The organism is Pseudoalteromonas sp. A757, assembly GCF_004103285.1.
In the GTDB taxonomy this organism is placed as follows: domain Bacteria; phylum Pseudomonadota; class Gammaproteobacteria; order Enterobacterales; family Alteromonadaceae; genus Pseudoalteromonas; species Pseudoalteromonas galatheae.
In genome coordinates, this window is sequence record NZ_QNQN01000070.1 from 270,161 (window position 1) to 283,501 (window position 13,341).

At 43.5% G+C, this 13,341-nt stretch carries 11 protein-coding genes and 2 pseudogenes; 5 read left to right on the top strand and 8 right to left on the bottom strand.

The window, feature by feature from the left end; genetic code table 11:
• Positions 1-274: 274 nt before the first annotated feature.
• From DRB05_RS14195 to DRB05_RS14220, 6 genes are all read right to left on the bottom strand, one after another.
• Entirely contained in the window at positions 275-871 is a 597-nt protein-coding gene (locus DRB05_RS14195; RefSeq protein WP_128727551.1) for a LysE family transporter, read from the bottom strand.
• 161 nt (positions 872-1,032) lie between these two features.
• On the bottom strand, positions 1,033-2,208 hold the full coding sequence (prpF, locus tag DRB05_RS14200) for a 2-methylaconitate cis-trans isomerase PrpF (protein ID WP_128727536.1): 1,176 nt from the start codon (positions 2,206-2,208) through the stop codon (positions 1,033-1,035).
• 2 nt (positions 2,209-2,210) lie between these two features.
• Entirely contained in the window at positions 2,211-4,805 is a 2,595-nt protein-coding gene (gene acnD, locus DRB05_RS14205; RefSeq protein ID WP_128727537.1) for a Fe/S-dependent 2-methylisocitrate dehydratase AcnD, read from the bottom strand.
• A 74-nt stretch (positions 4,806-4,879) separates the two neighbouring features.
• Complete coding sequence (gene prpC, locus DRB05_RS14210) at positions 4,880-6,001, bottom strand: 2-methylcitrate synthase (RefSeq protein ID WP_128727538.1); 1,122 nt, start codon at positions 5,999-6,001, stop codon at positions 4,880-4,882.
• Between the two features lie 78 nt (positions 6,002-6,079).
• Positions 6,080-6,958: a methylisocitrate lyase gene (gene prpB, locus DRB05_RS14215; protein ID WP_128727539.1), complete on the bottom strand. Its 879-nt coding sequence runs from the start codon at positions 6,956-6,958 to the stop codon at positions 6,080-6,082.
• Between the two features lie 14 nt (positions 6,959-6,972).
• Positions 6,973-7,647, bottom strand: coding sequence for a GntR family transcriptional regulator (locus DRB05_RS14220; RefSeq protein WP_193554574.1), 675 nt, complete (start codon positions 7,645-7,647; stop codon positions 6,973-6,975).
• A 267-nt stretch (positions 7,648-7,914) separates the two neighbouring features.
• Between DRB05_RS14220 and DRB05_RS14225 the strand changes: the two genes are divergently transcribed.
• The 4 genes and pseudogenes from DRB05_RS14225 to DRB05_RS23140 all read left to right on the top strand — a co-directional run.
• On the top strand, positions 7,915-8,634 hold the full coding sequence (locus DRB05_RS14225) for a transporter substrate-binding domain-containing protein (RefSeq protein WP_128727541.1): 720 nt from the start codon (positions 7,915-7,917) through the stop codon (positions 8,632-8,634).
• 19 nt (positions 8,635-8,653) lie between these two features.
• On the top strand, positions 8,654-9,379 hold the full coding sequence (locus tag DRB05_RS14230; protein ID WP_128727542.1) for a transporter substrate-binding domain-containing protein: 726 nt from the start codon (positions 8,654-8,656) through the stop codon (positions 9,377-9,379).
• A 177-nt stretch (positions 9,380-9,556) separates the two neighbouring features.
• Positions 9,557-9,904: a RidA family protein gene (locus tag DRB05_RS14235; RefSeq protein ID WP_128727543.1), complete on the top strand. Its 348-nt coding sequence runs from the start codon at positions 9,557-9,559 to the stop codon at positions 9,902-9,904.
• A 126-nt stretch (positions 9,905-10,030) separates the two neighbouring features.
• A pseudogene (locus DRB05_RS23140) lies at positions 10,031-10,132 on the top strand (transposase); the annotation flags it as partial.
• A 231-nt stretch (positions 10,133-10,363) separates the two neighbouring features.
• Here DRB05_RS23140 and DRB05_RS14245 read toward each other — a convergent pair.
• Positions 10,364-10,925 (bottom strand): annotated as a pseudogene (locus DRB05_RS14245) (transposase); the annotation flags it as partial.
• 164 nt (positions 10,926-11,089) lie between these two features.
• Between DRB05_RS14245 and DRB05_RS14250 the strand changes: the two are divergent.
• Positions 11,090-12,160, top strand: coding sequence for a LamG domain-containing protein (locus DRB05_RS14250; RefSeq protein WP_128727544.1), 1,071 nt, complete (start codon positions 11,090-11,092; stop codon positions 12,158-12,160).
• An 82-nt stretch (positions 12,161-12,242) separates the two neighbouring features.
• On the opposite strand, the gene DRB05_RS14255 is transcribed toward DRB05_RS14250, so the two are convergent.
• Positions 12,243-12,656, bottom strand: a complete 414-nt coding sequence (locus DRB05_RS14255) for a hypothetical protein (protein WP_128727545.1) — start codon at positions 12,654-12,656, stop codon at positions 12,243-12,245.
• Positions 12,657-13,341 lie beyond the last annotated feature (685 nt).

Consider the following 13,341-nt stretch of genomic DNA (forward strand, 5'->3'; position numbering starts at 1 on the left):
CATTATTATTGCGACGATGCTTTTTATATAGAATACAAAGGAACAACGCACTGCCACTCTTCCTGAGAAATAGGCTACACCGCAAGGTTAAAGCACCCGCTCTTAACGTTCTCAAAACAAGCGTCGAGTCCGAAAGTTCAACACGAATATCACTTATAGAGGCGTTATTTTCACCAAGTGGGATGATAATTGGCCCTTCTGAGTGACTAATGCGTGACTCAGATTGTTACACCTATTCAAGCCTAAAAGCTATGACTGTGACTCCCCATCAACCTCAAACGACAAATAAACCGTAAAGAACAAGCACCACTAAAACCAGCGCAAAACCCATTCGGATCCGCTTGAGTATGGTTTCATCATTCAGTGTTTTAAAAATCACACCACCTAATGCCAGCCACATTGTGTCGACCACTATCGCCACCACGTAGCACACGCTAGCGGCAAGTAACGTAGCAACTAGATTTGAGCCTGCAGGCACCGAAGCAGTCGCAAAAATAGCGATGCAAGCCGCGTAGGCTTTGGGGTTAAGGAGGTTAAGAATAAACCCGTCTTTAAAGCTAGGTAACTGTGCGCCAGTATTACCAAGCGCCGAGTTGTTCGCTGCAATTTTATAGGCGACGTAAATTAAGTAGGCCGCTGCAAGCCACTTTAGCACAAGCGTCACCTGAGGCTGACTTACCAGCAATCCAGCCACTCCCGTAGCCGCACAGATCACTGCTACTAACAATCCCGCCAAAATACCAGCTAAGAACGGGAAACCTTTTTTCACACCTTGGCTGGCGCCAGCTGCCGCAAGTGCAAGTGGCGCGGGTCCGGGGGAGCCAAGTAACACCGCGGTTGTGATTGCCACAGAAAGTAAAGCTTCAAACATCATCTTATCCTTATGATTTTTTATATTACGAGTTCGCTTGATAGATACCACAGACGTAGCCAGGCGACTGGCACACCTTCACGACCAAGCAATAACTCGGGAGTTTTCTTATTATATTGAGAATAAGGCTCTTGGGAACAGAGCCTTTAATTTAGTGGGCGTTACGCCTCTGGGACGCGAACAAAGCCTTCCATTAGCACGCGAGCGCTGCGGCTCATAACGGCTTTTTTAGCTTGCCAACGGCCAGACTCTTGTAGTGCTTGCGCGCCAACCTTTAAGGTGCCTGACGGATGTCCAAAGGTTACGGAGTTAAGATCACCGCCACCAGCAGCTTCGTTAACTAGGGTGCCAGGAATTGCCGCCGCGGTTGCTATCGCCACAGCGGCAGTGCCCATCATCGCATGGTGCAGTTTACCCATAGATAAGGCGCGAACGTTTAAGTCGATGGTATTGGCTTCCACCGCTTTACCGCTCGATGCTGCATAAGATTTAGCTGGTGCAACAAAAGCAATCTTTGGGGTATGTTGGCGAACTTTCGCTTCGTCAATATGACCTATTAAACCCATTTTAACTGCGCCATAAGCACGGATCTTTTCAAATCGCTCTAGTGCAGCGGAGTCTCCATTAATCGCTTCTTGTAACTCTGTACCTTCATAACCTAAATCGGAAGCACGGAAGAAAAGCGTTGGGATCCCGGCACTTATCATGGTCACTTCAAAAGTGCCTTCATCAGGCACAGTTAACGTATCGACGAGGTTGCCCGACGGAAACATATCAACGTCTGGGTCGCTTGGATCCATAAACTCAACCACCACTTCTGCTGCTGGGAAAGTTACGCCATCCAGTTCAAAGTCGCCCGTCTCTTGCACTTCTCCATTGCTGATAGGAACATGCGCCACTATGGTTTTGCTAATATTCGCCTGCCAGATTTTAACGACAGCAACACCGTTCTCTGGCACTTTATTCGCGTCGACTAAGCCGTTGCTGATTGCAAATGCCCCCACCGCAGCCGTTAAATTGCCACAGTTTCCGCTCCAATCAATAAATGGTTTGTCGATAGCAACCTGACCAAAAAGATAATTCACGTCATGGTCGGCTTTGTCGCTTTTACTTAAAATCACGGTTTTGCTGGTACTGGAAGTCGCACCGCCCATGCCATCGGTATGTTTACCATAAGGATCTGGGCTGCCAATCACACGTAACAGCAAGTTATCTCGCGCTTCACCCGGTTGCTGCGCGTACTCGGGTAAATCGGTTAAATTAAAGAACACCCCTTTAGAGGTGCCGCCACGCATATAAGTGGCGGGAATTTTAATTTGTGGCTTAAATTGATTCATGGTTATACGCCTTCCGCTTCGAGGAAGTCTTGAGCAAAGCGTTGTAACACGCCACCTGCAGAGTAAATAGATACTTCTTCAAAGGTATCTAATCGACAAGTCACAGGCACCTCTACACGCTCACCACTTTGACGATTAATCACAAGAGTTAAAGTAGCACCTGGTGCCGGTTCACCCTCAACGTCATAGGTTTCTGTACCGTCAAGTTCAAGCGTTTTACGGGTAGTGCCCGCTTTAAACTCAAGTGGTAGTACACCCATACCGATTAAGTTAGTGCGGTGAATACGCTCAAAGCCTTCTGCTGCGATAACTTCAACTCCAGCCAAACGCACACCTTTTGCAGCCCAGTCACGAGACGAACCTTGGCCGTAATCTGCGCCAGCAACGATGATCAGCGGTTGCTTACGCTCCATGTAGGTTTCGATGGCTTCCCACATTCTGGTGACTTTGCCTTCAGGCTCAACACGCGCCAGTGACCCTTGTACCACTTCACCGTTTTCCACCACCATTTCGTTTAACAGTTTAGGATTGGCGAATGTCGCACGCTGCGCCGTTAAGTGATCACCTCGGTGTGTGGCGTATGAGTTGAAATCTTCCTCTGGTAAACCCATCTTGGCCAGATATTCACCCGCCGCACTACTTGCCAAAATCGCATTCGATGGCGATAAATGATCCGTCGTGATGTTGTCGCCTAAAATCGCTAATGGACGCATGCCTTTCATGGTACGCTCGCTCGCGAGTGCCCCTTCCCAATATGGAGGGCGACGAATATAAGTACTCGTTGGACGCCACTGATAAAGTGGGTCGTTGTCTTCACCATAGTCTACCGTGAGGTCAAACATTGGCTCATAAACGGCGCGGAACTGCTCTGGTTTTACGCTCTCTTTGATCACCGCATCGATTTCTTCATCGCTTGGCCAGATATCTTTAAGCGTGACAGGATTGCCCTCTTGGTCGCGACCAAGTACACCATTTTCAATATCAAAACGCACGGTGCCTGCAATTGCATAAGCTACAACTAGTGGCGGTGACGCTAAAAAGGCTTGTTTTGCATAAGGGTGAATTCGACCGTCAAAATTACGGTTACCCGATAACACTGCCGTTGAGTATAAATCGCGGTCAATCACTTCTTGTTGAATTTTCGGATCAAGTGCGCCACTCATGCCATTACAAGTCGTACAAGCAAAGGCAACGACACCAAAACCGAGCTGCTCAAGTTCAGGTAGGAGCTTTGCCTCTTCCATATAAGAACGTACTGCTTTTGACCCCGGTGCAAAAGACGTTTTCACCCAAGGTTTACGGGCAAGTCCTAATTTATTGGCATTACGTGCCAGTAAGCCTGCGGCAACTACATTGCGTGGATTACTGGTATTCGTACAGCTGGTGATAGCAGCGATGATCACCGCACCATCTGGCATCAAACCATCTTGTGGCGCTTCAATCTCTTTGACGATACCTTGATTGGCAAGATCGTTAGTTGCAACGCGGCGATGCGGATTTGAAGGGCCTGCAATATTACGCGTCACCGTCGACAAATCGAACTTAAGTACACGCTCGTACTGTACGTTTTGTAAAGAATCAGCCCAAAGTCCTGTCAGCTTAGCGTATTTCTCCACCAGCTTTATTTGCTCGTCATCACGGCCTGTGAGCTTCAAATAATCAATGGTTTGCTCATCGATGTAGAACATGGCCGCGGTTGCGCCATACTCTGGTGTCATGTTTGAAATTGTCGCACGGTCACCTAAATTTAGGTCTTGCGTACCTTCACCAAAGAATTCTAAGTAGCTAGAAACGACGCGCTCTTTACGTAAAAACTCAGTGATCGCCAGTACGATATCTGTTGCGGTGATCCCCGGTTGGCGTTTGCCAATGATTTCAACCCCAACAATATCCGGTAGTCGCATGTAAGACGCACGGCCAAGCATTACGCTTTCTGCTTCAAGGCCACCCACACCAACGGCAATAACGCCAAGTGCATCTACGTGTGGCGTGTGGCTGTCGGTGCCAACAAGCGTATCTGGGAAGGCAACGCCGTCGCGCGCTTGAATAACTGGCGACATTTTTTCCAAATTGATTTGGTGCAAAATACCGTTGCCTGGCGGGATCACATCAACGTTTTTAAATGCCGTTTTGGTCCAGTTGATAAAGTGAAAACGGTCGTCATTTCGACGGTCTTCAATCGCGCGGTTTTTCTCAAATGCATCTTCTTCATAACCGGCGTGCTCTACAGCCAAGCTGTGATCCACAATCAGCTGAGTCGGTACGACTGGATTGACTTTAGCCGGATCGCCACCTTTTTCAGCGATAGCATCACGTAAGCCCGCAAGGTCGACTAGCGCAGTTTGACCCAAAATATCATGGCAAACCACGCGAGCAGGAAACCACGGGAAGTCCAAATCGCGACGACGCTCGATGATCTGTTCAAGGTAATCATTGAGTTTTTCAGGCTCAGCGCGGCGTACTAAGTTTTCAGCAAGGACGCGTGAGGTATAAGGTAAAGTCTCGTAGCTACCAGGTTTGATAGCTTCTACCGCTTCTTTTGTATCGTAATAGCAAAGCTCAGAATCAGGTAAACGTTTACGGAATTGAGTATTCATAACAACTTCCAACAATCGGTGACGGAGAACAGGCGGCCATGGCGACCGCCAGAATAGATTCGAACAGTGTTCGATTAACGCTCAGAAATGGCAGGAACTGGGCGTAGCTCCTCGCCGGTGTATTCCGCCGATGGACGAATGATACGGTTATCTGCGCGCTGCTCCATAACGTGTGCAGCCCAACCTGTTAAGCGTGACATAACGAAGATTGGTGTGAACAATTTAGTCGGGATCTTCATGAAGTTATAAGCTGATGCATGGAAGAAATCGGCATTACAGAATAGTTTTTTCTCGCGCCACATAACTTCTTCACAGCGTACAGATACAGGGTAAAGTACTGTGTCACCCACATCTGCTGCTAGCTTCTCAGACCAACGTTTGATGATTTCGTTACGAGGGTCCGACTCTGAATAGATAGCGTGACCAAAGCCCATGATCTTTTCTTTACGCTCAAGCATGCCCATCATTTCTTGCTCTGCGTGATCCGCAGATTCAAAGCGCTCAATCATTTCCATTGCTGCTTCGTTTGCACCACCATGAAGTGGGCCACGTAGAGAACCAATCGCACCAGTAATACAAGAATGCATATCAGAAAGCGTTGACGCACAAACACGCGCTGTAAAGGTTGATGCGTTAAACTCATGCTCTGCATAAAGGATAAGTGATACGTGCATCACACGCTCATGTAGCTCACTTGGTTTTTCACCATGCAATAAGTGTAAGAAATGTGCACCGATTGAATCGTCATCCGTCTCCACATCAATACGAACGCCATCATGGCTAAAGCGATACCAATAACAAATAATGCTTGGAAAGCTTGCTAACATACGATCGGTTACTTTACCTTGTTCATCAAAGCTTGCTTCACCTTCAAGGTTGCCAAGCATTGAACAACCCGTACGTAATACGTCCATTGGGTGTGCATCAGCAGGAATACGTTCTAATACTTCTTTTAACGCCTGAGGTAAACCGCGCATTGCTTTTAGCTCGCTTTTATAAGCGTCTAGTTCAGCTTGATTTGGTAAGTTACCTTTAAGGATAAGGTGAGCCACCTCTTCAAACTGACAATTTTCAGCTAGATCCTTTACATCGTAGCCGCGATAAGTCAAACCTGAGCCCGACTTACCTACCGTTGAGAGTGCTGTTTTTCCTGCCACTTGACCACGAAGGCCCGCGCCACTTAGTACTTTAGCCATATTATTGTCTCCTGAATTTTTTACCTGCTGGGTATTGATATTTTGTGCTGCTGAGCAACCCTCAACAGCTTTAATTTTTTACTTATTTTTACCTTCGGCGAATAATGCATCGAGCTTTTGCTCATAATCGTGATAGCCAAGGTAATCATACAAATCCATACGAGTTTGCATGGTATCGAGTACCGCTTTCTGATCACCGTTTTCTAAGATAGATTGATATACCAGCTCCGCCGCTTTGTTCATCGCTCTGAAAGCACTCAATGGGTAAAGCACCATGTCTACGCCCCACTCACCCAGCTCAGCTTTGTTCCAAAGTTCTGTTTTACCAAACTCAGTGATATTCGCGAGGATGGGCACATCAAGTGCTTCGCTAAATGCACGATAGTGTTCTTCAGTTTGTACCGCTTCTGCAAAAATTCCATCAGCGCCCGCCGCAACATAGGCTTTCGCACGCTCAATCGCCGCTTCTAGTCCTTCTTGTGCGAACGAATCTGTTCTTGCCATAATGAAAAAGTCAGGGTCGGTGCGCGCATCGATTGCTGCTTTAATACGGTCAACCATTTCTTCTGTTGACACGATTTCTTTATTTGGACGGTGACCACAACGCTTTTGCGCTACTTGATCTTCCATATGTACCGCAGCTGCACCTGCTTTTTCCATATCTCGGATGGTTTTTGCAATGTTAAATGCGCCGCCCCATCCAGTATCAATGTCGACCATTAAAGGTAGATCACAAGCCGAGGTAATGCGACTTACATCTGCAATTACATCATTTAGAGATGTCATTCCTAAGTCAGGTAAACCATAAGATGCATTAGCAACGCCACCACCAGAAAGATAGATAGCTTGATGGCCGATTTTCTTTGCCATCATCGCGCTGTATGCGTTGATAGTGCCTACGATTTGAAGCGGTTTATTGGCTTTTAATGCTTCACGAAATTTTTTTCCTGCGCTCATGATGATGCTCTCTCTTAAAAGTGTGATTGATTGCTTGCTAACTTGGTTGCGATATTATTTTTAGAATATTGAATATGTCGACGCATCAGTATTTCTGCCAGTTCTGGGTCGCGATTACTGATCGCACGGACGATATGTTTATGCTCGTCAAATGCCGTAGTGACACGGGGGCCAGCCATCCCTAACTGCACGCGATACATACGTACCAAGTGGTACAGTCCATTGACTAGCATTGAGATAAGGCTCGCATTTTTACTGCCAAGAATAATGCGGTAATGAAAATCGAGATCACCCGCTTCTTGATAATAAGAATGTTGATTTTTGACTTCGTCGAATTGACTCGACAACAAACCTTCTAAGTCTTGAATTTCACTGTCAGTCATGTTTTGTGCTGCAAGCCTTGCCGCCATCCCTTCTAGTGCTTCACGGATCTGATAAAGCTCCATTAACCCTTCCGGTGTGAGAGTAACAACCCGCGCCCCTACATTGGCTTTACGTTCAACTAAGTGACATGACTCCAAGCGATTAATTGCCTCGCGAACAACCGCTCTGCTGACCTCATACTTTGTCGACAATTCCATTTCGCTGAGCTTAGAACCTGCCGCTATTTCCCCTTCTACAATTTCCTTACGCATACGAAAGAATGCTTTATCAGAAGAAGTAACCGCTTGCTCGTCAAAAAAGCTCATCATTAGTTAGCCAGTCTTAGTAATTTAAGTTGTAGACAATATAGTGCTGGTTGACGCGCACGTCAACCAGCCAGACCGTAAATTGTCGACAATTTTCAATATAAGCAGTATTCACCATATTTATAGCTTGTGGCAAATAATCAGCCTCATGTATTTGTCTCGTTACGGTATCAGGAAAGGATTAATTGCATCGCTTAAAAATCATGCATATTATGAAGATACCTTTACTTTAGCCTGAAGATTGCGATGCGGTGTTTTCAAATAGTAATGCTTACTCTGTTGCTAATAAGCGGTTTAGCGCAGGCGAACACCTATACCGTATTGGTCTATCACGGTGCTAACCCTCCTTACTATTTTGAAGAGCAGGGAAAGCCCAAAGGTATTTTTGTCGACATTTTTCAAGAATTGGCAAAACTGACTTCACACCAATTTGAGTTTATGCCGCTCTCTGTCGCCAGAGGACAGCGCTATTTCGACCAAGGAAAAATAGATATTGAACCTGGGATCAACAAAGCGTGGCGGGCCGAAGCAGACGTCCCAGGGATTTACAGCATCGACTATGCCTTCTCAACAGAAGTGTTGCTTGGATATCAATCTCGCTGTGTGGGCAAGCATAAGCCTGAGCAGTTTTACGGCGCATTGGTCGGCAAAGTAAGAGGATATCGTTACGATAATTTTGAAGCGCACTTAGGCGAAGACAAAATAGTAGTTTATGAAAATGTATCGGAGAAAGAACTGCTCGCACAGCTTGAACATGATCGTTTAGATTACATCATGATTGGTTCGGTGACAGCAGACTACTATATTTCACAACAAACAAAGTATCGCAAATTTCAGTCTTGCTATGAAATAAGCCGATTACCCGTACATATGCGCTTGCAACCTCATCTAACTGAGTTACAAACGGAAATAAATATCGCTTTGCGACGAATGGTTAATGACGGAAAAATAAAATCCATCTATGCTAAATATAGATTAACGCATTAACGTGTGGAGTTGTTTAGTAATGACGAATGCTGTTGTTGGACGTCTACTACTGTTTATATTGCTGATTAGCCCGTTGCCATTACAGGCGAAATTACAGGTTGTTACGGAACTTTCTCCACCCAATCAAACCATAGAAAACCATCAAGTTGCAGGCTCAAGTACCGATCTGGTCAAAGCGATTTTAAAAGCGGCTGAACTCGAGGGACAGTTTTCAATTTACCCTTGGGCTAGAGCTTTTAAATTAGCACAGCATGACAAATATACCTTGATTTATAGCATCGCAAAGACCCCGGCGAGAGAAGACAGCTTCCATTGGATTGGTCCTGTTGCTGTGTTTCATTTAGGGTTTGTGACCAACCGCTATCGTGAGGACATAAAAATTCAATCACTTGAGGATGCCAAACAATACAAAATAGCAGTTCAGCGTGGTGATATTGCCGAAGGCACACTTAAAACACTTGGGTTTAACTTTGTTCAAACCAGCGACATCGAAAAGTCATATGAGTTACTCGTTGCAAATCGCGTTGATTTAGTGATTGATGACCCACGTTATATCAAAACCATGGCCATAGAGCTTAACCTCCCTGCCGACCACTTTACCTTTTTATACGATGTGGAAGCACTCTCGGTAAAAGGTTACCTTGCAACGAACAACCAGTTACCAGCCGACATTGTCGAACGATTACGTATTGCGTTTGCGAAAGTAAGTAAAACAGAAACTTATCGTAAGGTACTGGAGCTCTAGCTAATAACAATTGCTTTAATTCAAAATTCTCCCATGTATCTTGGTTTGTATGGGTAGTACTTAACCGCCACTGCTTTTCATAAAAACCAATACCAAGCAAGTGGCTCATCTTATTAAAAAAAGATAACATTTCAGCCTAGACTTGCCGATTACAGTAACGATTAGAAAGGAAAAACAGTGATTGAACGAATTGACACCAAACAACGAATGAGCCGAATTGTAAAACACAATGGTACCATTTATTTATGTGGCCAAGTGTGTAAGGACGCAGAACAAGGAATTAAAGAACAAACTGAAACCATGCTTGAGAAAGTTGATGAGCTACTTATTCAAGCAGGCAGCGACCGCAAACACATTCTTTCTGCGACAATTTATATTAAAGACATGAAGTATTTTGCAGAAATGAACGAAGTGTGGGATGCATGGGTTCCTGAAGGTTATGCGCCAGCTCGCGCTTGTGTAGAAGCTAGCATGGCTCGTGATGCATTGCTTGTTGAGATTTCGGTGGTCGCTGCAGAAGTCTAGTCTAAAAAAATATAAGCCTAGTTTAGACAAGGCTTACTGTTAATCTGTCAGATTTGATTTTTAGGTATTGATCAAATTTGACAGCCGTATTTGACGCAGCAGCGTCCGGTTTATTGAACCACAACACATGGCGCAGCGGGCTGAGAGCGAACAATAACTGCCTACTGTGAAACACTGCAAAAACAAAGACGGACAAACCTAACAAACTGCGAGCACTTGCTGGCTTAGTAAAACTCACATTCTCAATTCTAGAATTTCTTACTGCTGTATTTGCAGCGCGTTGTCGTGCGCGATAACCCTGTTTTAGTGTAAAGATACACTTAGGCGCTAAAAATTGGCCTATCAATAAACGTTTTTGGCCAAAGTTACTGGAGTGTTTATATGCTTTTTACTTCACTTCCTCAGTTTGGATGCTAATAGTGGTGGGTGTCACTTATTTTCTCTTTATTTTCCTCCTTACTTTTCTCTATCGATATTAATTCCAAGTACTGTGTAAACCGCCTTGCTAAAGTAGCGGCCGTTCTCTTTGATTTTATAGTGACTAGCATCAAGCCAGATGAAACAGATACAGCGTATCAAAACTTCGTGATTGCCACGCTTTAAGCTCTGGAATTAGCTGGTCAGTTACTCCTGTAATGGTGGCTTCTGGAATTTCAATACCATACACCTTCTGCACATGGCCTCGAATATCCCGATAGCTCATGCCTAACGTAAACATGGATAGTATTTTTTGGTCAATTTCAGGTTGATTTTTCTTAACCAGTCGTGACTCAAACTAGTCAGTACGGTCTCTTGGCACTTCAAACTCAAATTGACCTACGGATGATTTAATCGTTTTCTTGCTAGTGCCGTTCTTGCGATTTAGTTGTAGATCAATTCCTAAGTATTGCTCTAGCTCTGCTTGTAGGACTGCTTCTGCTAATTGTTTAATGAGTGGCGTTAAAATGCCATCTTCACCAGTTAAGTCTTTACCAGATTGAAGTTCAGCTAATGCTTTGTTGAAGTCGAAAGATTCAGTTATGTGTTATTCCTGTTTTCTTAATAATACTGAAATGACTACGGTTTCTAAACACTACCGTCACTATTTTTCGCTGCTTCGGACTTGAATTTGCGATGAGCTTTTAGTTGATTTTCATTAATTTTAAAGTGTATTATTTTAAATATAAAATTTTATATAGGATTTTTATGCTTTTAACTGGTTATTTTACAAGAGTTCTTATTATTTTAATATTCTTTTTCTCGTTCTTTTCTTATGCATTAGATAAAAACCCAGATGGGCTTGTTAGTTTGTGGAAGTTAGACAATGCTCAAGCTGTTATTGACTCTGTTGGTGAAAATCACGGTACATTTTACAATGGCCCTGTAACTACGCAGGGAAAGAATAATTTCGGAGTAAAATTTGATGGTGTAAATGATACAGCTATCATACCTGACAGTGAAAGCTTAAACTTTGATAATGGGGATTTTACAGTCGCATTTTGGGTTAAAAAGCTCCAACCCACAACTAGTAATTGGAACAGATGTGCTGCAGTTAATAAGTGGCACAGTGGAGATAAACCGGGAACAAATGAGTGGCATTTATCTATTTGTAGTGGTAGAAGCTCCAAAGGGCTTACATTTGGAGTTGAAGTAGACAAGCAGTCCGTCAGCGTTAGAGATTATGAAGCTCTTACACTCAATGAATGGTACTTTATTACTGGTGTGCGTGAAGGTGAATATATAAAGTTATATAGAAATGGTGAGTTAAGAGGTACAGAATATGTGGGTAATGGTTCAATAGCAAACACTAGCAGAAGGTTACGGTTTGCAACGTGGGAAAAGTCCACTTTATATAGCCACAGCGCATCAGTGTTGGATGATGTTCAAATATATAGTAGAGCGCTTAGTGAGACTGAAATCTCTCGACTTAGCCAGAATGGTCTTTTTGCTAAAAGTACTTTGCAGCTATGTGAGAGTCAATTAGATTCAGCTAAGTTGAGTATCAATAGTCTTAGTACTCAGATTTTCACTTTAAGAAACTTATCTAACACTTTAGAGGATAAAGTAACATCATTAGTCAGCGAAAATGACAGTTTACATAAAACAGTTGCGGAACTCACTCATACTAACCAATATCAGCAGCAAGAAATTACAGAGCTAGAAAATAGTAAAATATTACTATTAGAAGAGAGCGCTCAAAAAGATATCCATATATCTGCACTTAATCAAGAAATATTAAATCTGAAAGCGGAGCTTTCGGCGCTAAAAGGTGGATAACCTGAATTAGTTGAAAAGAATTTAGTGTGATTACCAAGGGATACTGACAGTATAAGTATCAAGCGATTTTGACGTAATCACACTAATTCAGAGTAAAGCCTTTAGGAGCCATCGGTTTATTAAATTTGTACAAATTAACATGAATAACAACTGGCTCAGATAGGCCCTCATATGACAGCTCATATTTATCCAACAGTCCTCCACCGAAAGGCATAGATGAATCTTCGAATGGACAACAACTACCTAGGCGCTTTATTTCCAATTGCTCACCATTGGGTCCAAATAAGCTCTGGAAGTATTCAATATGAGCTCCTTCGTATTTTGTTCCGCGGAGAAAACCACCAAGTTCAATAGGTTTGGTTGGACTATAGCCGTACTCGGAGTCAGACGATACCATTGAGTTATTCATCTCTAGGTTTTGACTAGATGTATTTTTAGTCGAGCTGCATGAAGCTAATGCAAACACCAAAAAACATATATATAGGCCTTTCAACATAATTTTCCTTAATATTCATAACAGCTTATTAGCGTGAATTCCTGAATATCTCACTCATCCACAAAAGAAATGAGCACAAAATTCAAGCTAACTGTATTTAATATTTTTAGCAAGTTACCAGCCAAGCTTAGTCATTTCAACATGCAAATTACCTGAAAAACGAATTGGGACTTATCCAAGCCATAAATTGGCTCGTTAAGAAGGCAATAGTAGCGGGTGTCACCATTTTTCCGCTGTCAATGACTATGTATAGAGACTGCAAGAGGCTAATAAAGCGGTAAGTTATTTTGTTGACCCTAGTGAACTACATTCACCCACATCAAAGCAAGGTGGATTGGCGTATAGTTATTTGCTTGAAAGGGTATTAGCCAAATATCTAGAACGGTAATATCTACCGCTGGACCCAAATAAAGACAAGCATCTGATCCGCTTTATTAAAAAGCATATGGAGATTGATAAGCTCGCTTTATCGGATTAACTTTAATAAAAAAGCGTTGTCGTCTAACATTGAGCTAAGGTGAACTGTACTAGCTCAGACTTGACCTGACAGTTACCCGTTTTTCAATCGGTGACTGTCAGCCTAGATTTGGGCTAAATTCTTTTCAACCTGTTAACACCAAGCGATTTTGTCGTACTTTAATTACCACGCGACTTTGTCGTAGTCGCTAATTACCAAGGGAAATTG

Bases quoted from the DNA above. Each gene is read 5' to 3' on its own strand.
- DRB05_RS14195 (WP_128727551.1), bottom strand. From the start codon at position 871: ATGTTTGAAGCTTTACTTTCTGTGGCAATCACAACCGCGGTGTTACTT.
- prpF (WP_128727536.1), bottom strand. From the start codon at position 2,208: ATGAATCAATTTAAGCCACAAATTAAAATTCCCGCCACTTATATGCGT.
- acnD (WP_128727537.1), bottom strand. From the start codon at position 4,805: ATGAATACTCAATTCCGTAAACGTTTACCTGATTCTGAGCTTTGCTAT.
- prpC (WP_128727538.1), bottom strand. From the start codon at position 6,001: ATGGCTAAAGTACTAAGTGGCGCGGGCCTTCGTGGTCAAGTGGCAGGA.
- prpB (WP_128727539.1), bottom strand. From the start codon at position 6,958: ATGAGCGCAGGAAAAAAATTTCGTGAAGCATTAAAAGCCAATAAACCG.
- DRB05_RS14220 (WP_193554574.1), bottom strand. From the start codon at position 7,647: ATGAGCTTTTTTGACGAGCAAGCGGTTACTTCTTCTGATAAAGCATTC.
- DRB05_RS14225 (WP_128727541.1), top strand. From the start codon at position 7,915: ATGCTTACTCTGTTGCTAATAAGCGGTTTAGCGCAGGCGAACACCTAT.
- DRB05_RS14230 (WP_128727542.1), top strand. From the start codon at position 8,654: ATGACGAATGCTGTTGTTGGACGTCTACTACTGTTTATATTGCTGATT.
- DRB05_RS14250 (WP_128727544.1), top strand. From the start codon at position 11,090: ATGCTTTTAACTGGTTATTTTACAAGAGTTCTTATTATTTTAATATTC.
- DRB05_RS14255 (WP_128727545.1), bottom strand. From the start codon at position 12,656: ATGTTGAAAGGCCTATATATATGTTTTTTGGTGTTTGCATTAGCTTCA.